Annotated in this window: 23 protein-coding genes; 11 read left to right on the top strand and 12 right to left on the bottom strand. The window is 62.4% G+C overall.

The window, feature by feature from the left end:
- Positions 1–207: 207 nt before the first annotated feature.
- Together SS05631_RS22020 and SS05631_RS22015 are read right to left on the bottom strand one after the other, a co-directional pair.
- Positions 208–474, bottom strand: a complete 267-nt coding sequence (locus SS05631_RS22020) for a hypothetical protein (protein WP_037419500.1) — start codon at positions 472–474, stop codon at positions 208–210.
- Positions 475–535: 61 nt separating this feature from the next.
- Positions 536–814 carry a DUF1236 domain-containing protein gene (locus tag SS05631_RS22015; RefSeq protein ID WP_037419305.1) on the bottom strand — a complete coding sequence of 93 codons (279 nt, stop codon included), beginning with the start codon at positions 812–814 and terminating at the stop codon, positions 536–538.
- 259 nt (positions 815–1,073) lie between these two features.
- On the opposite strand from SS05631_RS22015, the gene SS05631_RS22010 reads away from it, so the two are divergent.
- Complete coding sequence (locus SS05631_RS22010; protein WP_037419302.1) at positions 1,074–1,595, top strand: sigma-70 family RNA polymerase sigma factor; 522 nt, start codon at positions 1,074–1,076, stop codon at positions 1,593–1,595.
- A gap of 19 nt (positions 1,596–1,614) precedes the next feature.
- Here SS05631_RS22010 and SS05631_RS22005 read toward each other — a convergent pair whose 3' ends face one another.
- From SS05631_RS22005 to SS05631_RS21990, 4 genes are all read right to left on the bottom strand, one after another.
- Positions 1,615–1,773 carry a hypothetical protein gene (locus SS05631_RS22005; RefSeq protein WP_083854047.1) on the bottom strand — a complete coding sequence of 53 codons (159 nt, stop codon included), beginning with the start codon at positions 1,771–1,773 and terminating at the stop codon, positions 1,615–1,617.
- Positions 1,774–1,974: 201 nt separating this feature from the next.
- The gene (locus tag SS05631_RS22000) at positions 1,975–2,163 is read right to left on the bottom strand and encodes a DUF3008 family protein (RefSeq protein WP_037419299.1); all 189 of its coding nucleotides are present in this window, start codon (positions 2,161–2,163) and stop codon (positions 1,975–1,977) included.
- Positions 2,164–2,307: 144 nt separating this feature from the next.
- The gene (locus SS05631_RS21995; RefSeq protein WP_037419297.1) at positions 2,308–3,636 is read right to left on the bottom strand and encodes a hemolysin family protein; all 1,329 of its coding nucleotides are present in this window, start codon (positions 3,634–3,636) and stop codon (positions 2,308–2,310) included.
- 125 nt (positions 3,637–3,761) lie between these two features.
- Complete coding sequence (locus tag SS05631_RS21990) at positions 3,762–5,102, bottom strand: MFS transporter (protein ID WP_037419497.1); 1,341 nt, start codon at positions 5,100–5,102, stop codon at positions 3,762–3,764.
- A 273-nt stretch (positions 5,103–5,375) separates the two neighbouring features.
- Between SS05631_RS21990 and cyoA the strand changes: the two genes are divergently transcribed.
- The 5 genes from cyoA (at position 5,376) to SS05631_RS21965 (ending at position 10,579) form a co-directional block, all read left to right on the top strand.
- Entirely contained in the window at positions 5,376–6,536 is a 1,161-nt protein-coding gene (gene cyoA, locus SS05631_RS21985; protein ID WP_037419294.1) for a ubiquinol oxidase subunit II, read from the top strand.
- Between the two features lie 36 nt (positions 6,537–6,572).
- Positions 6,573–8,576 carry a cytochrome o ubiquinol oxidase subunit I gene (gene cyoB / locus SS05631_RS21980; protein ID WP_037419291.1) on the top strand — a complete coding sequence of 668 codons (2,004 nt, stop codon included), beginning with the start codon at positions 6,573–6,575 and terminating at the stop codon, positions 8,574–8,576.
- 4 nt (positions 8,577–8,580) lie between these two features.
- Complete coding sequence (gene cyoC / locus SS05631_RS21975) at positions 8,581–9,210, top strand: cytochrome o ubiquinol oxidase subunit III (protein ID WP_037419289.1); 630 nt, start codon at positions 8,581–8,583, stop codon at positions 9,208–9,210.
- Positions 9,207–9,608: a cytochrome o ubiquinol oxidase subunit IV gene (gene cyoD, locus SS05631_RS21970; protein ID WP_037419286.1), complete on the top strand. Its 402-nt coding sequence runs from the start codon at positions 9,207–9,209 to the stop codon at positions 9,606–9,608. Before cyoC ends, cyoD begins: the two co-directional genes overlap by 4 nt.
- Before the next feature lie 209 nt (positions 9,609–9,817).
- Positions 9,818–10,579, top strand: a complete 762-nt coding sequence (locus SS05631_RS21965) for an SURF1 family protein (protein ID WP_037419283.1) — start codon at positions 9,818–9,820, stop codon at positions 10,577–10,579.
- Positions 10,580–10,594: 15 nt separating this feature from the next.
- Here the strand turns inward: SS05631_RS21965 and SS05631_RS32065 are convergent, their stop codons facing one another.
- From SS05631_RS32065 to SS05631_RS21945, 5 genes are all read right to left on the bottom strand, one after another.
- Positions 10,595–10,741 carry a hypothetical protein gene (locus tag SS05631_RS32065; RefSeq protein ID WP_202947945.1) on the bottom strand — a complete coding sequence of 49 codons (147 nt, stop codon included), beginning with the start codon at positions 10,739–10,741 and terminating at the stop codon, positions 10,595–10,597.
- The gene (locus tag SS05631_RS21960) at positions 10,704–11,333 is read right to left on the bottom strand and encodes a class I SAM-dependent methyltransferase (RefSeq protein ID WP_202947944.1); all 630 of its coding nucleotides are present in this window, start codon (positions 11,331–11,333) and stop codon (positions 10,704–10,706) included. Before SS05631_RS21960 ends, SS05631_RS32065 begins: the two co-directional genes overlap by 38 nt.
- A 108-nt stretch (positions 11,334–11,441) precedes the next feature.
- Positions 11,442–11,972 carry a DUF992 domain-containing protein gene (locus tag SS05631_RS21955; protein WP_037419280.1) on the bottom strand — a complete coding sequence of 177 codons (531 nt, stop codon included), beginning with the start codon at positions 11,970–11,972 and terminating at the stop codon, positions 11,442–11,444.
- A gap of 221 nt (positions 11,973–12,193) precedes the next feature.
- Positions 12,194–12,790, bottom strand: a complete 597-nt coding sequence (locus SS05631_RS21950; protein WP_037419277.1) for a DUF922 domain-containing Zn-dependent protease — start codon at positions 12,788–12,790, stop codon at positions 12,194–12,196.
- 93 nt (positions 12,791–12,883) lie between these two features.
- Positions 12,884–13,336, bottom strand: coding sequence for an Lrp/AsnC family transcriptional regulator (locus tag SS05631_RS21945; RefSeq protein WP_037419274.1), 453 nt, complete (start codon positions 13,334–13,336; stop codon positions 12,884–12,886).
- Between the two features lie 131 nt (positions 13,337–13,467).
- On the opposite strand from SS05631_RS21945, the gene SS05631_RS21940 reads away from it, so the two are divergent.
- On the top strand, positions 13,468–14,517 hold the full coding sequence (locus tag SS05631_RS21940; RefSeq protein WP_037419270.1) for an ornithine cyclodeaminase: 1,050 nt from the start codon (positions 13,468–13,470) through the stop codon (positions 14,515–14,517).
- A 41-nt stretch (positions 14,518–14,558) separates the two neighbouring features.
- On the opposite strand, the gene SS05631_RS21935 is transcribed toward SS05631_RS21940, so the two are convergent.
- Positions 14,559–14,720, bottom strand: coding sequence for a hypothetical protein (locus SS05631_RS21935; protein ID WP_083854045.1), 162 nt, complete (start codon positions 14,718–14,720; stop codon positions 14,559–14,561).
- A 228-nt stretch (positions 14,721–14,948) separates the two neighbouring features.
- Between SS05631_RS21935 and SS05631_RS21930 the strand changes: the two genes are divergently transcribed.
- The 4 genes from SS05631_RS21930 (at position 14,949) to SS05631_RS21915 (ending at position 21,805) form a co-directional block, all read left to right on the top strand.
- Positions 14,949–16,487, top strand: coding sequence for a M10 family metallopeptidase C-terminal domain-containing protein (locus tag SS05631_RS21930; RefSeq protein ID WP_037419267.1), 1,539 nt, complete (start codon positions 14,949–14,951; stop codon positions 16,485–16,487).
- A 348-nt stretch (positions 16,488–16,835) separates the two neighbouring features.
- The gene (locus SS05631_RS21925; RefSeq protein WP_037419264.1) at positions 16,836–17,444 is read left to right on the top strand and encodes a TetR family transcriptional regulator; all 609 of its coding nucleotides are present in this window, start codon (positions 16,836–16,838) and stop codon (positions 17,442–17,444) included.
- Positions 17,445–17,484: 40 nt separating this feature from the next.
- Complete coding sequence (locus tag SS05631_RS21920) at positions 17,485–18,624, top strand: efflux RND transporter periplasmic adaptor subunit (RefSeq protein WP_037419261.1); 1,140 nt, start codon at positions 17,485–17,487, stop codon at positions 18,622–18,624.
- Positions 18,625–18,652: 28 nt separating this feature from the next.
- Positions 18,653–21,805: an efflux RND transporter permease subunit gene (locus SS05631_RS21915; RefSeq protein ID WP_037419258.1), complete on the top strand. Its 3,153-nt coding sequence runs from the start codon at positions 18,653–18,655 to the stop codon at positions 21,803–21,805.
- Positions 21,806–21,878 lie beyond the last annotated feature (73 nt).

Genomic DNA, 21,878 nt, shown 5'->3' with positions numbered 1-21,878 from the left:
ACTTGCGGTTGCCATGCGTTCCGTTGCGCCTTCTTGCTGTGATTTGGATTTTCCGGCGGCCGGGCGACCCTCGGACGCATTTTCTTCACTCGCTGTCGCACGATTCAATCCCTTCTGTTGACGTGGACCTCCGCGCAAACGCGCGGACTTTCGGTTAACGCGCCAACAGAGAGTGCGGTTCCCTACAAATTTTCTTGGCTTTGCTGTTTAACCGCGACGCGGTGAATCCGGATCGAGCGCGGCGCGCATCCTGGCGGCCCGAAGAATGGCGGTGATCTCCTCCGTCATTGCATTTTGCCTCGCGAAGGCCTCCGAGGGGACGATTCCGGGATCTTCCTCATGATCCTGGACAACCCGGACCTCGTCGAGGACACGGTTGATCTCCGGCCAAACATCCTCGTGGCGCGCCAGCGCCGAAAGGATGGCAATTAGGATTTCCCGGTGGGCTGCCAGCTCAAATTCTATATCCTGCATGGTCGCCTCACAGACCAGAAGTGCGGCATGGAAGAAGTCCGCCATGCCGCAATTTGAATTATTACTGAACGACCTCCACGACCGCGCGGGTCTTGGGATTTATGATCACCCGCTTTTCGTTCACGATCGCATAGGCAAAGTCCGGCTGATCAGGAATGGTATGGATCTCCACCGTCTCCGGCAGGGGCTGTCCCACGACGATCTCCCCCTCAAAGGCCACGGATGGCGTCTTTTGCTCCATGACATAGGTCCTGACCTCACCTGGCAGCACGACAGTCGTTTGGGCAATCGCTGATGCCGGGAGGATCAGGGCGGCACAAATCAAGGCAAACTTCTTCATGATTTTCTCCTTTCTAGGACCCACCTAACCGAGTGCGACAGCATTTGGTTCCCGCAAACCGTTTGGCCCCTCCTGGCGAACATCTTTATCGTGCCAAGCAGAAATACTCGGATTCTGGCACCGGCGAATGAGCGATTTCGACGCTGCTCCCGTACCAAACGCCGCGAATTGTCCGGCTCTCCAGGAACCAAAACCGCAGACAGGCATTTTCCTTCGCGTCACCAAAAAAGTACTCAGGTCCAGAAGGGCGATATTTGATATGCCTGCCACCGCCGGTCACGCGTCGCAGCCCTCACCGCACATTGAAGAGCAGGTCGTGGACCTGATCCCGGCGTTGCGGGCCTTTGCGCGGACTTTTACGTCGGCGTCCTTCGAGGCCGACGATCTCGTCCAGGAAACGCTGCTTCGCGCCCTGCGCAGCATCGATCAGTTCGCACCGGGCACGAGCCTCAAATCTTGGCTGTTCACGATCATGCGCAATGCGTTCCGCACGCAGTACAAGATTCGCACGCGTGAAGGCCCGGGAAGCACGAACTGCGCGGAGTTGCCGATCCCAATAGCTCCTTCCCAGGAGTGGTCGGTGCTCAATGGCGAGCTGCGGACCGCCTTGGGGTGTCTTTCTCCCGAGCATCGCGAAGTGCTGGTGCTCGTTGCGGGTTTTGGCATGAGCTATAAAGAGGCAGCCGATATCTGCGACTGTGCGATCGGAACGATCAAGAGCCGACTAAGCCGCGCGCGCGATGAGTTGACCGTGCAGATGCACGGAAACCCCCTGAACTAGATAATGCACCCCCGGCCCGTCACTTCTTGCGGGCGTTGAGCGCCTCCTGCAACTGCTGTGCCAGTTCAAGCAGACGTTGCGGCACCGGTTCCTTTTCGATCTTGCCCAACAGAAATGCGATCCGCTCCTCGACGGCCATGTCTGCGTCCGCGTCCGTACGGGCCTTTGGTTCGCTCATTCGTCCGTCCTTCTTACCGGGGTGCCGAACCTAAAATATGGTCCCCGGTTCCTGGTGTAAATCACCAAAACGAAGCCGACACGAAAACCTTATCCCCTTGAATTGGAACAACTTTGCCGCAAGCGGCGCAGCCGGATCGTCACCGGCCGAAGGTTGACGGCGCCAGAAGTGTGGCGGCAGATCGGCCTCCAGGGTGCGCTCTCAGGACTTCGACACGTGTTCCTTCTTGCCCTTGCGCTTGGTCGACGCCATTTCCTCTAGCTCCTTTTCGCTCATGGAGTCGGCCATGCCCTTGGACGCCCCCTTGAGCTCGCTCTTTTTCATGTCGCCGCGCTTGGCGGCGAGCGCGGCACCGGCCGCCTTCTGCTGAGCCTTCGATTTTGCTGGCATTTCTCTTCCTCCGCTCACGCGAACCGAGAGGCCGCAGCCTGGCGATCACGCATCATTCGGCTCCGGGCCATCGGCCATGTCGAGGCCCTCGGAACCGGCGAGATCGGATTATGTTCCGCGAACTGCGCCGGATTGGAGAGGCTTTTATTGCGGCTCGGCGAGGCTCGTCGCCAGGATCTTGTCGATCCGTCTGCCGTCCATGTCGACGATCTCGAAGCGCCAGCCATCGAACTCGAAACATTCCCCGGCCTCGGGGAGATGCCCGAGGATGTGCAGCGCAAAGCCTGCGATCGTATGATAACCGCCGTCCTGCGGCCGGTCGCGCAGCTTCAGCCGGTCGAAGGCGTCATGGGCAGGCATCATTCCGTCGATGAGTAGGGACCCGTCCTCGCGTTCAATCACCGAGCGTTCCTCCGCCTCAAGATCCGGCAGTTCGCCGGCGATCGCCTCCAAGAGATCCGTCTGGGTGACGATGCCTTCGAGGCTTCCATATTCATCGACGATCGTCGCGAGACGGACGGGCGCCGACTTGAAGCGCTCGAGAACGCGGAAAACCGGGGTTGCCTCGTGGAGGATCAACGGTTCGCGCATGACGCCGAACGGGTTGACCGGCTTGCCGTCGAGCAATTGATCGAGCAGATCCTTCTTCAGCACCATGCCGATCGGCTCGTCGATATTGCCCCTGCCAATCAGCAATTGCTCATGCCGGCAGTCGCGGATCGTCCTGAGCACATCGGCCGGCGTATCGTCGGCATCGATCCAGTCGACGTCGACCCGTGGCGTCATGAAATCGGAAATCCGCCGATCGCCGATGCTGAAGATGCGCTGCACCAGCTCCTGCTGGGCGACATCCAGAAGCCCGGCCTCGTGGCTCTCCGCAACGATGAGCTTCAGCTCCGCCGGCGAGTGCAGCGAGGCCTCGCCTGCTCCCGTCCTCAAGCCGGCGAGACGCAGGACCATATTGCCGAGCCCGTTCAGCACCAGGATGGCCGGCCTGAGCAGAAACAGGAAAAGACCAAGCGGCCGGACGACTGCAAGCGCCGTACCCTCGCTGCGCTGCAGCGCCAGGCTCTTCGGCGCCAATTCTCCGAGCACGATATGGAGCGCGGTGATAATCACGAAGGAGATCACGGCGGCGACGGCGTGCGAACCGGCGATGGCCCAGAACTGCGGCAGGATCGACAGCAAGGGTTCGATAAGATGGGCGAGAGCCGGCTCGCCGATCCATCCGAGAGCGAGCGACGAGATGGTGATGCCGAGTTGCGTCGCGGCGAGATTGGCGTCCAGATTGTCGACGGCGCGGCGCAACGCGCTCGCATTCATCCGGTTTTGCGTCACCAGTTCCGCAACGCGGCTACGCCGAACCGAGACCAGCGAGAATTCGGCCGCAACGAAAAAGCCGTTGGCAGCCACAAGCAGGAACACCGCCATGATTCCGAGAAAATCGAACAGGCTACTGTCAGGGGTGGGCATGTTCTCCTTTCAGGCCCTAGCGGGCCCAGCCGTTTCACCGAACGGGGAGTGTAGCACGCCGTTTCCAGCCGGCACGGCAGCTCTACCAGAATCTCGTAAGCCTGGATCGGACCGGGTGCTATCTGCTATTCGTTGTGGATCTCGAGCGTCTTGCTGAAGACCAGCGCGGCGATGGTGCAAAGGGCGCCCGAAAGCAGGTAGTAGCCAGCGAAAGCCAGACCGAAACGGCTGGTCAGACCCAGCGCCACCAGCGGCGCGAAGCCCGCGCCGATCAGCCAGGACAGGTCGGAGGTGAGCGCGGCACCCGTGTAGCGATAGGCCCGGCCGAAGCGCGATGCGACGGCACCGGCAGCCTGGCCGAAAGACAGGCCCAGAAGGCTGAAGCCGATGATCACGAAAGCATTCCTGCCGGCGACGCCCGCCTCGAGCAGCATCGGCGCGACAAAGCTGAAGATCGCGATCAGCACGGCGCAGACGCCGAGGTGATAGCGCCGGCCGATACGGTCGGCGACGAGACCCGAGGCGACGATGGCAAGGATGCCGCAGATGGCTCCGACGAACTGCACCATCAGGAACGAGCTCGCGCCGTGATCCGTGTAGATCTCCACCCAGCCGAGCGGAAAGACGGTGACGAGATGGAAGAGTGCGAAGCTCGCAAGCGGCACGAAGGCGCCGATAAGCACGTTGCGCCCATGCAAGCGCAGCACTTCGGTGACCCGCCTTGCCTGCAGCTCGTGCTCCTCCAGCAGGGTGCCGAATTCCTTCGTCATCACCAGGCGCAGCCGCGTGAAGAGGGCCACGACATTGATCGCGAAGGCGACGAAGAACGGATAGCGCCATCCCCAGCTGAGGAAATCGGCCTCGGACAGGGACATCAAGAAATAGGCAAAGAGCGCACTCGCCAGCATGAAGCCGATCGGCGCGCCGAGCTGCGGGATCATTGCATACCAGCCGCGGTGATGCTGCGGCGCATTGAGCGCCAGCAGCGAGGCGAGCCCGTCCCAGGCGCCGCCGAGCGCAAATCCCTGCCCCAGCCTGCAGATCGCCAGCATGATTATCGCCCAGCCCCCGAGCGTTGCATAACCCGGCAGGAAGGCAATCGAAGCGGTCGAGCCGCCGAGAATGAAGAGAGCGATCGTCAGCTTGACGCCGCGGCCATAGGTCCGATCGACCGCCATGAAGACAAGGGAACCAACGGGACGTGCGACAAAGGCCAGCGCGAAAATGGCGAAGGAATAGAGCGTTGCGGTCAGCCGGTCGGGCGCGAACGGAAAGAAAAGCTGCGGGAAGACGACAACGGAGGCAATGCCGTAAACGAAGAAGTCGAAGAATTCGGCGGCCCGGCCGATGACGACGCCGATGGCGATATTGCCTGCCGATACGGGCCGGTCGTCGTGCATGCGCCGCGCGTCTCGCTCCATCGAGGAAGACGACGGGCCGAGGGACTGCTGCGTCACACTTCTCATAAACAAAGCCTCCCGCTGCTCGGCGCCGGTCTGACGCGCGCCTCTCAAGGCGATGTTGATCAAAGACCGGATCATATCAAGTCTTGAATTGCGAAATTGCGGCTTGCCGTAGTAAAAATCCCGGTCCTCCGGGACAGGATCACCGGCAGCCGACATGCCTCGACTCCACGCCGCAATGCACAAGAATGCTGCGGTGCGACCAAAAACCTCATACCGTTTGAACCACTCCTACTTTAGTCGCAGGGCGGTCACCATCAGAAAGGGCCCAGGGAAGTGCCAGCATTTCTGAAGTTTACCCGCCGCTTCGCCCTCGTGCCGCCGCTGCTGCTGCTTGCGGGCTGTGATCTCGTGGTCATGGCGCCCTCCGGCGATATCGCGACGCAACAGCGCGATCTGATCGTGATTTCCACGGTCCTGATGCTGCTGATCATCGTGCCGGTCATCTTCCTGACGCTTCTCTTCGCCTGGCGATACCGCCGGTCGAACACCAATGCCACCTATGATCCGGAATGGCATCATTCGACCGCGCTCGAAGTGGTGATCTGGTCGGCACCGCTCGCCATCATCATCGCGCTCGGCGCCGTCACCTGGATCAGCACCCACAAGCTCGATCCATACCGGCCGCTCGACCGGCTCGACGCCGCGCGGCCGATCCCGGCAGACGCGAAGCCGCTCACGGTGGAGGTCGTCGCGCTCGATTGGAAATGGCTGTTCTTCTACCCGGACCAGGGCATAGCGACCGTCAACGAGCTCGCCGCACCGGTGGACGTGCCGATCAATTTCAAGATCACCGCATCCTCAGTGATGAACTCATTCTACATCCCCGCCCTGGCCGGCCAGATCTATACCATGCCGGGCATGCAGACGAAGCTGCATGCAGTCATCAACAAGCCTGGCGAATACGAGGGCTTCTCGGCCAATTTCAGCGGCGACGGCTTCTCGCACATGCGCTTCAAGTTCCACGGCGTCGACCGGCCGGGCTTCGATGCCTGGGTCGCCCGCGTAAAATCGCAGGGCACGGCGCTCAACCGCGATGCCTATCTGAAGCTTGAAAAGCCAAGCGAGCGGGAGCCGGTCCGTTACTTCGCCACGGTCGAGGCGGGCCTCTACGACGCGATCCTCAACATGTGCGTGACGGCCGGCAAGATGTGCATGCACGAGATGATGCACATCGACGCGATGGGCGGCGCGGGCAAGGAAAGTGTCGAGAACCGGGAGCGTCTTGAATACGACAACAGGCACGCCCTCGAAGAGGGCGCCGCGGCTGCGACCTTTCCGGCCACCGGAACACCGGCGCGCAGCCAGGAGGAGCCGCAGGGTACCGACGGCGCCAACGAACCGATGCAACACGACATGCCGGGAATGGGAGGGCACGAGGGGCACTCGATGCCCGACGGCGGCGGCGATCCCGCACCGCCGCAACTCAACCACTGACTCTGGCCGCTTGCGCTAACAATGAACGGGTTTCCCATGTTCTCCGATCCAGATCTCCTGAAGTTCGTCTTTGGCCGGCTGACCCTCGAGGCGATCCCCTATCACGAGCCGATCCTCGTCGCGACATTCGCCGCCGTCGTCATCGGCGGCATCGCACTCCTCGGTCTGATCACCTATTACCGGTTCTGGGGAACGCTCTGGCGCGATTGGCTGACCAGCGTCGACCACAAGAAGATCGGCATCATGTATGTCATCCTGGCGCTGGTCATGCTGCTGCGCGGCTTCGCCGACGCAATCATGATGCGCCTGCAGCAGGCGATCGCCTTCGGCGGTTCGGAGGGTTACCTGCCGCCGCATCACTATGATCAGATCTTCACGGCCCATGGCGTCATCATGATCTTCTTCATGGCGATGCCCTTCGTCACCGGGCTCATGAACTTCGTCGTGCCGCTGCAGATCGGCGCGCGCGACGTGTCTTTCCCGTTCCTCAACAATTTCAGCTTCTGGATGACGACCGCCGGCGCGATCATCATCATGCTGTCGCTCTTCGTCGGCGAGTTCGCGCGCACCGGCTGGCTCGCCTATCCGCCGCTCTCGGGCGCCGACTACAGTCCCGGTGTCGGCGTCGACTATTACATATGGGGCCTGCAGGTGGCCGGCATCGGTACGACGCTCTCCGGCATCAACCTGATCGCCACCATCGTCAAGATGCGCGCCCCCGGCATGACGATGATGAAGATGCCGGTCTTCACCTGGACGTCGCTCTGCACCAACGTGCTGATCGTCGCGACTTTCCCGGTGCTGACCGCGACGCTCGCCTTGCTGACCCTCGACCGCTACGTCGGCACGAACTTCTTCACCAACGATCTCGGAGGCGATCCGATGATGTATGTGAACCTCATCTGGATCTGGGGTCACCCGGAGGTCTACATCCTCGTTCTGCCGGCCTTCGGCATCTTCTCTGAGGTCGTCGCCACCTTTTGCGGCAAGCGGCTCTTCGGCTACGCCTCGATGGTCTATGCGACGGTGGTCATCACCATCCTCTCCTATATCGTCTGGCTGCATCACTTCTTCACCATGGGCTCCGGCGCCAGCGTCAACGCCTTCTTCGGCATCACCACGATGATCATCTCGATCCCGACCGGGGCGAAGATGTTCAACTGGCTCTTCACCATGTATCGCGGCCGCATCCGCTACGAGGTGCCGATGCTGTGGACCGTCGGCTTCATGGTGACCTTCGTCATCGGCGGCATGACCGGCGTCCTGCTCGCCGTCCCGCCGGCCGACTTCGTGCTGCACAACTCGCTGTTCCTCATCGCCCACTTCCATAACGTCATCATCGGCGGCGTCGTCTTCGGGCTGATGGCCGGCGTCTACTACTGGTTCCCGAAGGCCTTCGGCTTCAGGCTCGATCCGTTCTGGGGCAAGATGTCCTTCTGGTTCTGGCTGAGTGGCTTCTACTTCGCCTTCATGCCGCTCTACGTGCTCGGCCTGATGGGGGTCACCCGCCGCGTCAGCCAGTTCGAGGACCCGTCGCTGCAGATCTGGTTCGTGATCGCTGCCTTCGGCGCCTTCCTGATCGCGCTCGGCATCCTGTCGCTCCTCGTCCAGTTCGTCGTCAGCTTCATCCGGCGCGAAGAACTGCGCGACACGACCGGCGACCCCTGGGATGCCCGCACCCTCGAATGGTCTACAGCCTCGCCGCCGCCGGACTACAACTTCGCCTTCACCCCCATCGTCCACGACCAGGATTCCTGGTGGGATATGAAGAAGCGCGGCCACAGCCGGCCGCTTGCCGGCTTCAAGCCGATCCATATGCCGAAGAACACCGGCACTGGCGTCATTCTTGGCGCGCTCAGCGTCGCCTTCGCCTTCGGCATGATCTGGTACATCTGGTGGCTCGCCGGCCTCTCCTTCCTCGCCATGGTCGCGATCGCGATCGGCCACACCTTCAACTACGACCGCGATTTCTACATCCCGGCCGATGTCGTCACCGAAACCGAGGGCAAGCGCACCGAAATGCTTGCCAGCGAGGTGTAGGACCATGACCGAGTTTACCGACCACTCCGTACGCGAGGGCCAGGCGCCCACCTTCTATCTGAAGGAGGAGCATCATCCCGAAGGGAGCACGATGCTCGGCTTCTGGCTCTACCTGATGAGCGACTGCCTCATCTTCGCGGTCCTTTTCGCCACCCATGGCGTGCTCGGCCGCAACTATGCGGCCGGCCCCTCGCCTGCCGATCTTTTCGACCTGCCGCTCGTCGCCGTGAACACGTCGATGCTGCTCTTCTCCTCCATTACCTATGGCTTCGCCATGCTGGAGATGGAGAAGGCCAACAGGAACTCGACGCTTGCTTGGATGGCCGTCACCGCCCTCTTCGGCATCGCCTTCGTCGGGCTCGAACTCTACGAGTTCGCGCACATGATTCACGAGGGCGCCGGACCGCAGCGCAGTGCGTTCCTGTCTTCTTTCTTTACGCTCGTCGGCACGCACGGCCTGCACGTGACCTCCGGCATCGTCTGGATGTTCGTGCTGATGGCCCAGGTGGCGAAACACGGCCTGATCGCCGAAAACAAACGTCGCCTAATGTGCCTGTCGATGTTCTGGCACTTCCTCGACGTCGTGTGGATCGGCGTCTTCTCCTTCGTCTATCTGATGGGAGTTCTCGGATGAGCATGCACGCACCGTCGCACGAGGATGCATTTGAAGCCCATCATGGCCACAGCTACGGCCACGACGCCGGCCACGGCACCCTGAAAAGCTACATCACCGGCTTTGTCCTCTCCGTCATCCTGACCGCCATTCCCTTCTGGCTGGTGATGGCCGATGTCCTCGTCAGCCCGGTGTTGACGGCAGTCATCATCATGGCACTCGGCGCCGTCCAGATCGTCGTGCACATGATCTTCTTCCTGCACATGAACACGCGCTCGGAAGGCGGCTGGACTATGATGGCGCTGATCTTCACCATCGTGCTGGTCGCCATCACGCTCTCCGGTTCGCTTTGGGTCATGCATCATCTCGACGTGAACATGATGCCGATGAGCCCCGAGATGATGAGGAACATGCCGTAAGGCAGCGGACGTCCATCTTCTGCCTTGGTTGTCCTTTTTTCTCCTCGGGTTTAGCCCGAGGACTAGCCCTCTCCCCGCGCGCGGGGAGAGGGCTGAGACGGCGCTGCGAGTCTCCTTCGCCCGCTTGCGGGGAGAAGGAGGCCGGCAGGCCGGATGAGCGATGAACCCCTTAGGTTAGTTCGTATCCCGAGCCGACACGGCGGCACTCCATGATCAATCCCAAGGACGACACCGCACCCAGCCGTCGCTCCCGGACATCGCTCATTGCGGTGAGCTCGCTCGGCCTCCTGCTGATCGCCGGCCTGCTGGCGCTCGGCACATGGCAGGTCGGACGGCTCTCCTGGAAGAGCGATCTCATTGCCCGTGTCGAACAACGTATCCACGCGGCGCCCGTACCCCCGCCTTCCCGAAGCGATTGGCCGAACGTCAGCCGGGCCCGCGACGAGTACCGGCGCGTACGGGTCCGTGGGCAGTTCCTCTACGACAAGGAGACGCTGGTCTATGCCGCAACCGAGCTCGGGGCCGGCTATTGGGCGATGACCCCGCTCGCGCTCGACGACGGCACGACGGTGCTCGTCAATCGCGGCTTCGTGCCGACCGACAAGCGCGAGGCTTCGTCGCGGATGCAGAGCCAAGTCGAGGTCGATGCGGAGGTGACGGGCCTGATGCGCATGGATGAACCGAAGGGCTCGCTGCTGCGCTCGAACAGGCCTGAGGAGGAGCGCTGGTACTCCCGGGACGTCGGCGCGATCGCCGCGGCCCGCCGCCTTTCCGGTGTTGCGCCCTATTTCATCGACGCCGATGTCTCACCCAACCCCGGCGGCCTCCCCGTCGGCGGTCTGACACGTGTCGCCTTCCCCAACAATCACCTCGTCTACGCCATCACCTGGTTCTGCCTGGCTCTAATGAGCGCCGCGATGCTGATCCTCTTCTGGCGCTCGGCTGCAAGAGCCAGCCGTGACGCGTCGTGAGCAAAGGCGCGCTCCTCACAATCGCTGAAGCAGGTAAAGAACATAGCCGTAGCTGTCGCCGGCCGCTTTGAAGACCTCGATCTCCTTCAATGTCTCCTGCGCGAAGGCCCTGACCGCGGCATCTTCATGACCGGCAAGCGCCGTTGCACGCGGCTCGAGCACTTCGTAGTAGTCGTCGATCCAGGCCGCCTGCGGCAGGGTGCGGGTCCCCAACACGCGGTAGCCCCGCCTCTTCGGCGAGGCCGACGTTCTCGGTGGCCAGCTTCATGTCGGGATAGCCGGTACGGAAGAAGTCGCGCGCCGCGGCCGGCGGCACCTCGCTCAACCAGGCGAGTTCGCTGATGACGACGAAGCCGCCAGGACGCAGCGCCGCAGCCCACCGCGCAAGCGCCTTGGCAAAGCCGATATTGTAGGCGGCGCCCTCCGACCAGAGCAGGTCGATCGAAGAGAAGACGGCCGGTATGTCACCCATGTCCATGCAATGCGGCTGGATCAGCGGTGCAACGCCGGCGTCTTCGGCGCGTCGCTGCAATTCATCGAGGAACGGTCGATGCGAGTCGACCGCATGGATGGTGACCCCGAGCGCCTTGGCCAGCACCAGGGTCTGCCGACCTGCGCCGCAGCCTGCGTCGACGACGAGGCCGAAATGGCCTTTCGGCAGGCTATGCAGGGCCCGCAGCGTGTCGGCGTCGCTGCCGGGCCCGAGCTTTGCCATCCCGCCGAAAAGGAGTTCAAGCGGATCGAGAGCAGCCATGCTTCACCCCGCGCCATGTTCGATCACCATGGTTTCAGTGGATACGACCGTAAACCATGATGATCGAATGGTCGCCGCAAGGCGACCGGGACGAAAGCTTGAGGCCGCTCAATTGACGGAGTTGAGGGTCATCGACGTTCCGGCGGCGGCGACGTTCAGCCCGAGCTGCCCGGTGACGCTGACGGTCTGGAGGTGAATCGAGCCGGACGTGCCGCCGACGAGCACATTGGCACCCACGCCGGCACCGACGGTTGCCTCGGCGGTCGCGCCCTTGTAGAGGCCGCTCAGCGAGCCGTGGTGATAGCCGGCCGTCGGCGCGAAAACGGCCCAGAGAAGCCGGCTGCGCATGGTAAAGCCGATATCGACGCCGAGCTTGCGGATTTCGCCGGTATAGCGATCCTCGATCTCATCGCCGCCAAGGGAGCGGAAGACGCACTCTATCTCTTTCGACGATCCGAGAACATAGCCGGCGCCACCGCCGATATCGCATTCCAGATAACCGATCTTGACGCCGTCCTGCTCGTCCAGCGCCGGGGGTGGCGCGGGCTCTCGATAGGGAGCGAGGTCGGCTGCATGGGCGGCGAAGCCGACGAAAGACAGAGAAGCTGCGGAAAGGGCGGCGAAAAGATTTCTGTGCATGCATGACTCCCTTCTCGGACCGGCGGAGAGGCTCGCCCTTCCGACACAAATTCAGCATTGGACAGCCCGCATCGCCACGAAAGGTGGACGACGCACGCGTGTAACGCCGCGGCACAGTTCAACTCCATTGAGACAATTCGGGGGCGTGTTTGTGGCCGTCACCAGCTTTTTGCGTGCATCTGTTGCGGCTTACGGCGCGCTGCCCCGTGGCGGACGAGCCTCTATCCGCCGTTCACCAGATTGAGGATCAGCTGGTGAACCTTGCCGCCGTCGCTGAGTTCCGCGCGGTCGAAATCTCGGCTCTGCTGGCGCTGGGCGTTGGAGAGCGCCCCGAGCCGCTTGGTCATTTCCGACTTGATCTTGCGGCATTGCGGGTCGGCGGGAACGGTGAGCCCGACAGTTGCGGCCTCGATCTTCTTCACCATGTCCTTGATGAAATCGCCATGCACCAATTCGTGCTCATGGACGCCGTCGATGAAGGTTTCCCAGTGCTCCCGCGTGCCTGCCGGCAGGGGCTTGGAGGGTTTCGGCAGGGTATAGGTGATCGCAAGCTTCGGCAGCGCCGACACGAGAACGCAGGCATCGCCGTGAGCCTCGTATTTTCGCGACCAGGTCAGCTTGAAGCTCGTATGCGCGATGGCGCGCGTTGGCCCGAGCTTCGGACCGTGCTCGCCGATCGATGCATAGAGCTCCGGGCCGGATTGCCCGGTTATCGCGTAGCTCTTCACCGTCTCGACCGCCTGCCAGTCCGCGTTGGCTGGCGAGGACAATGATCCCAGACAGGCCAGCAGGAGAAAGGGCCGATTGCCTGTATTCACGCGATTATTCCCCACCCCGGACTTCCGTTGATTGCGGCCGGAACCTAATTGGCGGGCGCTCGGCTTTCAACTGCCGATATCGTAAGGACCCGCTCAAACACTGCTCAGGAGAAGACTGGTTTCGCTGTTGGCGACGCCGTCGATCATCCGCACCTCGCGCAAGATGCGGTCGAATTCGGAAAGGTTCGCAGCGCGAATATTGGCGACCAGGTCCCAATTGCCGTTCGTCGTGTGCAGCTTATGGATTTCGGGAATGCCGCGCAGCTTGCGGAGGACCTGGGTCGTCGATTTCCCGACGACCTCGATCATCATCACCGCCTGGACGGTGTTCAGGTCGTAGTCCTCGCGGACACGCACAGTAAACCCCATCAGAGTTCCCGTTTCCAGCAGCCGATCCAGTCGGTTCTGCACCGTTCCGCGCGCGACGCCGAGCGCATCGGAGAGCTTGGAGAGCGAAGCCCGGCCATCGACGCGCAGGTGGGCGATGATCCGCCGGTCGAGATCATCCGGCGCGTATCTTGCGGTTGCTCTGTCTGTCGCTGTCATTGGATAAATTGCGCAATCGGGCCGGCAAAATTGCTCAGTGGGATGACGAAAATAGCACAGCTTTGCGCTTTCGACCAGCAGCGCCTGCCATTACTCTCTCGGGATAGCCCGCACATGCAGGAGGAACCGCGATGCTTTCACCGCTCCCGTCAGCCAAGGCGATGGTGCCCTTCGTCAGCGTCGAGAACATGATGCATCTCGTCCACCATCTGGGCATCGAGACCGTTCTGGCGGAGCTCACGGACGCAATCGAGGCCGATTTCCGCCGGTGGGAGAGCTTCGACAAGACGCCGCGCGTCGCCAGCCATTCGCGCGACGGCGTGATCGAGCTGATGCCGACCTCCGACGGCGCCGTCTACAGCTTCAAATATGTCAACGGCCATCCCAAGAACATCGCCGACGGGCTGCAGACCGTGACCGCCTTCGGGCTCCTTGCCGAAGTTTCGACCGGCTATCCGGTGCTGCTCACGGAAATGACGATGCTGACAGCGCTGAGAACCGCCGCGACCTCGGCGATGGCTGCGCGCCACCTGGCACCAAAGGGCGCGCGCACCATGGCGATGATCGGCAACGGCGCCCAGGCCGAGTTCCAGGCACTGGCGATGAAGGCCGTCTGCAGCATCGACACCGTCCGCCTTTACGACGTCGATCCTCGCGCAACCGAGAAGACGGCGCGCAACCTGGCGGGCTCGGGCCTCGAGATCGTCTCCTGCACGACCGCCCAGACTGCGATCGAGGGGGCCGAGATCATAACCACCTGTACGGCCGACAAGCAGTTCGCAACGATCCTCACCGACAACATGGTGGGCGCCGGCGTCCATATCAATGCGATCGGCGGCGACTGCCCCGGCAAGACGGAACTGCACCGCGACATCCTGCTTCGCTCGGACGTCTTCGTCGAATATCCGCCGCAGACCCGCATCGAGGGCGAGATCCAGCAGATGGCAGCGGACTTCCCGGTGACCGAGCTCTGGAAGGTCGTGACGGGCGCCGCACCCGGCCGCCGCGATGCAAGGCAGATCACGCTGTTCGACAGCGTCGGCTTCGCCATCGAGGATTTTTCGGCGCTCCGCTACGTGCGCGACCGGCTGTCCGGCACGGGCTTCTATCAAAATCTCGACATGATCGCCGATCCGGACGATCCCCGCGACCTGTTCGGCATGCTGCTACGCGCGAAATAAGCGGACAAACGCAACGACAGCTGGCCTCGCCGCCTACTGCGCTACTGCTTCTTGAGCCGCGCCAGCGCTTCTGCCGCGTCCTTGACCAATGAATGATTCGGATGGCGCCGGATGAAGCGCTCATAGGCTTCCACGGTATCCTCCGCCCTCACCGTCTCGAACTCCGCCCGGACGGCCGCCTCGTGATCCGGAGGCTTCTGCATGTCCACCCCGCTTGCTTTGGCCGTACCTGACGCTATAGGTGCAACACACAGCGCCGCTACAATCACGGCGGCAAGACACGACAGCAACCTGATGATCGGCACGTTTCTCTCCAATCTTATCGAGTTCGTTACAACAATCGTAGGCATTCGGAGCCTAACGTCGCCGGCACGATCTGCATTTTATGAGCGCGAGACAACGGCCCCGCGCTTTTCTGGTGGGAATTCAGCATGAGCGGTACCGGCAAAACCGGCAAGACCTTGAACAAGACCGGCAACAGTTTGATCGACGGCGTGCTGTCGGGCTACGCCTGGACCGGGCCGATCACCTATGCCTTCCCGGCATCGAAGAGCAGCTACAGCTATAGCGGCGAGAAGGACAATGGCTTTGCCGCGGTCTCGCAGGCGCAGATAGACGCCGCGCTGTTCGCGATGGAGCAAACCTTCGGCTCAACCGCCAATGACGGCTTCTCCGTCGAGGGCTTCACCAATGCCGACTTCACCTCCGGAAGCGCATCCAGCGCGACAATCCGGTTTGCGCAGTCGACCCTGCCCTCGACCGCCTGGGCGTATCTGCCGGGCGCCTATGCCGAAGCCGGCGACATCTGGTTTGGGAAGACCTATGCCGGCACCATCTACGACTACAGCAAGCCGGTTGCCGGAAATTATGCCTGGCACACGCTCATGCACGAACTCGGCCATGCGCTTGGCCTGAAGCACGGGCATGAACAAGAGGGAGCCTTCCAGCCTCTGCCTGCCCAGTACGATTCGATCGAATATTCGATCATGACCTATAGCGGCTATGTTGGAGCAGGCGAGGGTTACTACTACGAACAATACGGCGCGCCGCAAACGTTCATGATGGCTGACATTGCGGCGCTGCAGGAAATGTACGGCGCGGATTTCAGCACCAACAGCGGCAATACGGTCTACAAGTGGACGCCCAATAGCGGCGCGACGCTCGTGAATGGCGCAGTCGGCATTGCTCCCGGTGCCAATCGGATTTTCGCGACCATATGGGATGGCGGCGGCAACGACACCTACGATCTCTCGGCATATGCAACGGGCCTCAAGATCGACCTGCGTCCAGGCAAGGCCTCGACCTTCAGCATCGACCAGCTCGCCTGGCTCGGTGGCGGTTCCAACAGCGGCTTTGCCGCCGGCAACATCTTCAACGCGCTGCTCTATCACGGCGATACGCGCTCGCTGATCGAGAACGTCAAAGGAGGTTCGGCCGGCGACACCATCACCGGCAATCAGGCGGCCAACCGGCTGTGGGGCAACAGTGGCAATGACACACTGAGTGGCGACTCCGGCAACGATACACTTTACGGCGGCTCGGGCGCCGACAAGCTCTATGGTGGCAACGGCAATGATACTTTGTACGGCGAATCGAACAATGATGTGCTCTATGGCGGTGGCGGCGCCGACAAGCTAACCGGCGTGAGCGGCGCCGACACATTCCAGTTCAAGTCAGTGGCGGACAGCACCGTTGCCACGTCGGGCCGCGATACGATATACGACTTCCTGGCCTCGGCATCCGATCGGATCGATCTTTCCGCAATCGACGCCAACACAACCACCACTGGAAACCAGGCCTTCAGCTTCGTTGGAACCGCCGCTTTCAGCGGCAAGAAGGGCGAGTTGCGCTACGACCGCGCTGCCTCCGACACCTATATCTACGGCGACGTCAACGGCGACAAGAAGGCCGACTTAGCCATCCATCTCGACGATGCCGTGACGCTGCAGAAGGGCTACTTCGTCCTCTAGGGAGAAGGTAAGCCCCGCTCGCCAGCGAAACCCGCTTGCGCGGCCGAGCCCTTCTTTTGTCTCGCGACGGCGGCGCACTCCTCGCAAGCGACCTTGCCGGAGGAGCTGACGCTCCTCGGCGGCAATCGGTATTGCCAGTCCTCCGTTAAGAGCGACCATCCGCAGCGCCTCCCGTTTTATCCATCGTACGATTTTGTCTCCGCTCGCTCAGGCCAGATCACCGCAATCGTGCTTCTCCCCAGCCGTCCCTGCACAGCAAATCACGCGGCGCGCACGATTGACAAGTGTCGCCTGCCGGATTATGACTGACGAAATTCGAAAATCGTCACTCATCACGAGTGCGAGCCCATGACCGACCCGGCAGAAAGCAGCATCGACACGACCAGGCAGGAAAACATCGCGCGCATTCTCGATGCCGCGGAGCGGCTTTTCCGGCATTACGGCTACACGAAGACGAATGTGGCCGACATTGCGCGCGACCTCGGCATGTCGCCGGCCAACATCTATCGTTTTTTCAGCTCCAAGACGGAGATCCATCAGGCGCTTTGCGCGCGCATGCTGGAGGCGAGCTATCAGCAGGCCTACGAAATTTCCCGCCTCCCCGTGAGTGCTACCGAGCGCCTGCGACATTACGTGCTGGCACAGCACAAGACGACCGTGGAGACCATGCTCGACGAGCAAAAGGTCCACGAGATGGTGGTCGTGGCGATCGAACAGGAATGGCACGTCATCGAGAAACATCTCGACCGCATTGATAAGCTTCTCGCCGGCATCATCCGCGGTGGCATCGAGGCCGGCGAATTCGCCGAGCAGGACGCTGAGGTCGCCGCCCGATGCTTCGGCGCGAGCATCGTCACCCTCTGTCATCCGCAGATCGTCGCGCAATGTCTTGCGAAGGAGAACCGCCCGACACCCGACGAACTGATCGAGTTCGCCATCAAGGCGCTGAAGAAATAAGGCAGCCGCGCTGCCAGATACCGGATCAGGAGCCCGAACGATGTTTTCACCGAGAGCTTACAATCGGCCGCTCTTCGCCCATGTGCTCGCCCTTGCCGCGCTTGCCGCCGTGCTCTCCGGCTGCGCGGAGGAGAAGGCGGAAACGAAGGAGATCATACGGCCGGTCAAGGTGGTCGAGATCGCCGCCACGGGCGAGACTCGCCGGCTCGACTATGCCGGTACCGTGAAGGCGCGCACCGAGATGAATCTCGGCTTCCGGGTCGGCGGCAAAATCACCGGACGGCTCGTCAATGTCGGCGACCGGGTGAAGCCGGGCGACCTTCTCGCGCGCATCGATTCGACCGACTATGAGCTCGCCGTCAGGAGCGCCGAAGCAACGCTCTTCGCCGCCGAAAAGCAGGTGCAGACGACATCCCTGACGAAGAGGCGGGCCGAGCAGCTCTTCACCAAGTCGTTCTCCTCCAAGGCCGAGCTGGACCAGGCGGACCTCCTTTACGACCAGGCGGTCTCCACGCGCGACGCGGCCGCCTCCAGCCTGAGCCAGGCGAAGAACCAGGTCGCCTATGCTGGTCTCAAGTCGGACCAGAGCGGCATCGTGACGGCGATCAATGCCGATGTCGGCCAGGTGGTCGGGACCGGCACGCCGGTCGTTACTGTCGCGGTTGATGGCGAAAAGGAGATCGAGGTTGCCGTTCCGGAACTGGACATCGCCGAGTTCACGCCTGGAAAGGCGGTCAAGGCGCGCTTCTGGTCGAACGACATGCTCACGCTGGACGGTCATGTGCGCGAGGTCTCCGGCAGCGCGGAGCGGCAGTCCCGGACATTCTCGATGCGCATCAGCCTGCCCAGCGATCCGCGCGTCCTGCTCGGGATGACCGCGACCGTCGAGGCCGCGGCCGCCAACGCCGAGTCCCTCGTCTCCATTCCCTTGAGCGCGCTCGCGCAGAAGGACGGCAAGGACATCGTCTGGGTAGTCGATCGCAGCGCCACGACGGTACATGCCCGCCGCGTCACGCTCGCCGATTACGCCGGCGAACAGGTGCGCGTCGCCGAAGGGTTGCGGCCGGGCGATCTCGTCGTCGCCGCCGGTACGCAGTTCATGGCCGAAGACCTGAAGGTCAAGCTGCCTCTTGCCGAGCAGCAGTCCGCCCGCGCCGAAACGGGCGAAGTCGTCCGATAAGACCAATCAACAGAACGGAAATACGCCGATGCACGCCACCAACGGGGACAAGAAACCGTTCAACCTGTCGCGCTGGGCAATCGGCCATCCGAGCATCGCGCGGTTTCTGTTGGGACTGATCATCATCACCGGCGCACTCGGCCTCGTTCGCATGGGGCAGCGCGAAGATCCGGAATTCACCTTCCGTACCATGGTGGTTCAGGCCGTCTGGCCCGGCGCCTCGATAGAGGAGATGCAGGACCAGGTCGTCAACAAGATCGAGCGCAAGCTGCAGGAGACGCCGCATCTCGACTTCGTCCGCTCCTACACCCGCGCCGGCAGCGCCGTCATCACCGTGCAGATCGAGGGTGACACCACCGCCGACGACGTCGCCGATGCCTTCTACCAGGTGCGCAAGAAGGTGGGCGATATCGCCAATGAACTGCCGGACGGCGTCCTCGGTCCTTATTTCAACGACGAGTTCGGCGATACTTTCATCACGCTCCATGCGATCAGCGGCGACGGCTACAGCTATCCCGAACTGAAGCGCTTCGCGATCGAGGGGCGCGACATGCTCTTGACGACACCGGGCGTCGAGAAGGTGGTGATCCTCGGCGACCAGCCGCAGAAGATCTACATCGATGTTTCTTCCAAACTGCTTGCCGCACGCGGGCTGACGCTCAACGACCTGCGCAACGCCGTCGCCGGACAGAATAATGTCGACCCCGCCGGCAGCATAGAGACGGGCATCCGCTCGGTGCGCATTTCCGTCGACGGGGACGTGAAACGCGCCGAGGATATCCGCGAACTGAGGCTGCGCGCCGGCAACGAGACGATCCGGCTTGGCGACATCGCCACCGTCAGCTCGGGGCTCGAAGATCCCTATTCGCGCAAGTTCCGCTTCAATGGCCACGATAGCGTCCAGATCGGCGTGGTGATGGCTAAGGGGCATAAGGTCACCGATGTGGGCAAGGCCGTGGAGGCGACTTATGAGCGGTTCGAAACCTCCCTTCCCTACGGCGTGTCGGTCGAACAGATCTCCAACCAGCCGGAGGTCGTAACCGAGGCAATCAGCGAATTCAGCCATGCGCTCGTCGAGGCGTTGATCATCGTGCTCATCGTCTCGTTCCTATCGATCGGCTGGCGCTCGGGCCTGGTGATCGCCATCGCCATCCCGCTGGTGCTGGCCGCCACTTTCGCAATCATGTACGAGCTCGGCATCGACCTGCAGCGTATTTCGCTCGGGGCGCTGATCATTGCGCTCGGCCTCCTCGTCGACGACGCGATGATCGTCGTCGAACTGATGGAACGGAAGCTCGAGGAAGGGCTGGTGAAGATCGAAGCGGCGAGCTTTGCCTATTCCTCCACTGCCTTTCCGATGCTGACGGGTACGCTGATCACCACGGCCGGCTTCATTCCCGTCGGCTTCGCGGAATCGACCGCGGGCGAATATGTTCGCTCACTCTTCTACGTCGTCGGCATCGCGCTCGTCGTCTCCTGGTTCGTAGCGGTCTATTTCACGCCCTGGCTCGGCTACATGATTCTGAAGCAGCGCCACCATGCGGGAACCCACCACGACGCCTTCGACACCCGTTTCTATCGGCGTCTCCGTGCAACCGTCGGCTGGGCCGTGCGCCATCGCGTCCTCGTGCTCGTCCTGACGCTCGCTACCTTCATGGGAAGCCTCTGGGCGTTCCAGTTCATTCCGAAGAACTTCTTCCCGCAGTCGTCGCGGCCGGAAATCCTAGTCGACCTCTGGCTGCCGGAGGGCACGAGCATCCAGGAAGTCGAAAGACAGGCCAAGGCGCTCGAGGCGCGCATGATGGACGACGAGGACAAGCGCTTCATCGCCACCTATATCGGCGAAGGCATACCGCGCTTCTTCCTGCCGCTCGACCAACAGCTGCGCAATCCCAACTTCGCGCAGCTCCTGGTTATGGCAAAGGACGAGCCTGCCCGCGAACGGCTGATCGTCAAATTGCGGTCGATCCTCGCCGACGACTTCCCATCGATCCGCGCCAAGGTCGACCGTCTTTTCCTCGGTCCGCCGACCGGCTGGCCGGTGCAGATCCGGGTCATGGGGCCGGATCGCCAGGAGGTGCGGCGCATCGCCGATCAGGTGAAGGCGAAGTTTAACGAAAACCCGCTGCTCGGTGCGATCCATGACGACTGGCTGGAGCCCGTGCCGGCGATGAAGCTGGTGATCGATCAGGATCGCGCCCGCGCGCTGGGCGTCACCTCGCAGCGCATCCGCCAGATGCTGCAGGCGGCGATGTCCGGCGTGCCGCTCGACGATTTCCGCGACGGCGAAGAGACCGTCTCGATCGTGGCGCGCGAGCCGGACGGAAACCGCCAGCTGCTTTCGGCCGTCAAATCGGTCTATGTGCCGACGGATTTCGGCAGCTTCGTGCCCGTCTCCCAGGTGGCCAAGGTGGTTCCGGTCATGGAGCAGGGTATCGAATGGCGGCGCGACCGACTGCCGACCATCACCGTGCGTGCAACGCTGCCGGACGGCATCCAGCCGAACGACGTGACCCTCAAGCTCTATAACGAACTTCAGGGCCTGCGCGACGGCCTTGCCCCGAACTACAAGGTCGAGATCCAGGGCGGTGCGGAAGACAGTGCCGAGAGCCAGGCATCGATCGCCGCCAAGGCGCCGATCATGCTGCTCGTCATCGTCGTCCTGCTGATGGCGCAGCTCCGGCACTTCGGCAAGTCCATGCTGGTGCTCGCAACCGGGCCGCTCGGCATCATCGGTGCGGCAGCGGCGCTGCTCATCAGCGGCGCACCCTTCGGCTTCGTCGCCATCCTCGGCGTCATTGCGCTGCTCGGCATCATCATCCGCAATTCGATCATCCTGATCGACCAGATCGACCAGGACATTGCGGCGGGTATGGAACGCTTGGAGGCGATCATCGGCGCAGCCGTACGGCGTTTCCGGCCGATCGTGCTGACGGCGCTGACCGCCGTGCTCGCTCTGATCCCGATCTCGCGCGGCGTCTTCTGGGGACCGCTTGCCTATGCGATGATGGGCGGCATCCTGGTGGCGACGGTGCTGACGATCCTGGTGCTGCCGGCCGGCTACGCGTTGTTTTTCGGCAGGGAGCCCAAGGCAGCCGAGCCCGAAGGCGAAACCGTCGAGGCGACCACGGCGGCGATCGAGGACAACTCCGCCTATCCTGCGCCGATCGCCGCCGAATGACCTGCGGGCTCATCCACGCCGCCGCGTTCACTGTCGCGGCGACGCCCTCATCAAGGTGAGCCGAAACGCCTGA

The organism is Sinorhizobium sp. CCBAU 05631 (assembly GCF_002288505.1).
GTDB lineage: Bacteria > Pseudomonadota > Alphaproteobacteria > Rhizobiales > Rhizobiaceae > Sinorhizobium > Sinorhizobium fredii_C.
This window is presented reverse-complemented; position numbering and strand designations above follow the sequence as displayed.

What these genes read in the sequence shown, in the direction of transcription:
- SS05631_RS21995 (WP_037419297.1), bottom strand. Translation starts at nt 3,636, where the DNA reads ATGCCCACCCCTGACAGTAGCCTGTTCGATTTTCTCGGAATCATGGCG.
- SS05631_RS21965 (WP_037419283.1), top strand. Translation starts at nt 9,818, where the DNA reads ATGATCAATCCCAAGGACGACACCGCACCCAGCCGTCGCTCCCGGACA.
- SS05631_RS21940 (WP_037419270.1), top strand. Translation starts at nt 13,468, where the DNA reads ATGCTTTCACCGCTCCCGTCAGCCAAGGCGATGGTGCCCTTCGTCAGC.
- SS05631_RS21915 (WP_037419258.1), top strand. Translation starts at nt 18,653, where the DNA reads ATGCACGCCACCAACGGGGACAAGAAACCGTTCAACCTGTCGCGCTGG.
- cyoC (WP_037419289.1), top strand. Translation starts at nt 8,581, where the DNA reads ATGACCGAGTTTACCGACCACTCCGTACGCGAGGGCCAGGCGCCCACC.
- SS05631_RS22015 (WP_037419305.1), bottom strand. Translation starts at nt 814, where the DNA reads ATGAAGAAGTTTGCCTTGATTTGTGCCGCCCTGATCCTCCCGGCATCA.
- SS05631_RS21930 (WP_037419267.1), top strand. Translation starts at nt 14,949, where the DNA reads ATGAGCGGTACCGGCAAAACCGGCAAGACCTTGAACAAGACCGGCAAC.
- SS05631_RS21925 (WP_037419264.1), top strand. Translation starts at nt 16,836, where the DNA reads ATGACCGACCCGGCAGAAAGCAGCATCGACACGACCAGGCAGGAAAAC.
- SS05631_RS21990 (WP_037419497.1), bottom strand. Translation starts at nt 5,102, where the DNA reads ATGAGAAGTGTGACGCAGCAGTCCCTCGGCCCGTCGTCTTCCTCGATG.
- SS05631_RS22010 (WP_037419302.1), top strand. Translation starts at nt 1,074, where the DNA reads ATGCCTGCCACCGCCGGTCACGCGTCGCAGCCCTCACCGCACATTGAA.
- SS05631_RS22005 (WP_083854047.1), bottom strand. Translation starts at nt 1,773, where the DNA reads ATGAGCGAACCAAAGGCCCGTACGGACGCGGACGCAGACATGGCCGTC.
- cyoB (WP_037419291.1), top strand. Translation starts at nt 6,573, where the DNA reads ATGTTCTCCGATCCAGATCTCCTGAAGTTCGTCTTTGGCCGGCTGACC.
- SS05631_RS21955 (WP_037419280.1), bottom strand. Translation starts at nt 11,972, where the DNA reads ATGCACAGAAATCTTTTCGCCGCCCTTTCCGCAGCTTCTCTGTCTTTC.
- SS05631_RS21960 (WP_202947944.1), bottom strand. Translation starts at nt 11,333, where the DNA reads ATGGCTGCTCTCGATCCGCTTGAACTCCTTTTCGGCGGGATGGCAAAG.
- SS05631_RS21945 (WP_037419274.1), bottom strand. Translation starts at nt 13,336, where the DNA reads ATGACAGCGACAGACAGAGCAACCGCAAGATACGCGCCGGATGATCTC.
- SS05631_RS21935 (WP_083854045.1), bottom strand. Translation starts at nt 14,720, where the DNA reads ATGCAGAAGCCTCCGGATCACGAGGCGGCCGTCCGGGCGGAGTTCGAG.
- SS05631_RS22000 (WP_037419299.1), bottom strand. Translation starts at nt 2,163, where the DNA reads ATGCCAGCAAAATCGAAGGCTCAGCAGAAGGCGGCCGGTGCCGCGCTC.
- SS05631_RS21920 (WP_037419261.1), top strand. Translation starts at nt 17,485, where the DNA reads ATGTTTTCACCGAGAGCTTACAATCGGCCGCTCTTCGCCCATGTGCTC.
- SS05631_RS22020 (WP_037419500.1), bottom strand. Translation starts at nt 474, where the DNA reads ATGCAGGATATAGAATTTGAGCTGGCAGCCCACCGGGAAATCCTAATT.
- cyoD (WP_037419286.1), top strand. Translation starts at nt 9,207, where the DNA reads ATGAGCATGCACGCACCGTCGCACGAGGATGCATTTGAAGCCCATCAT.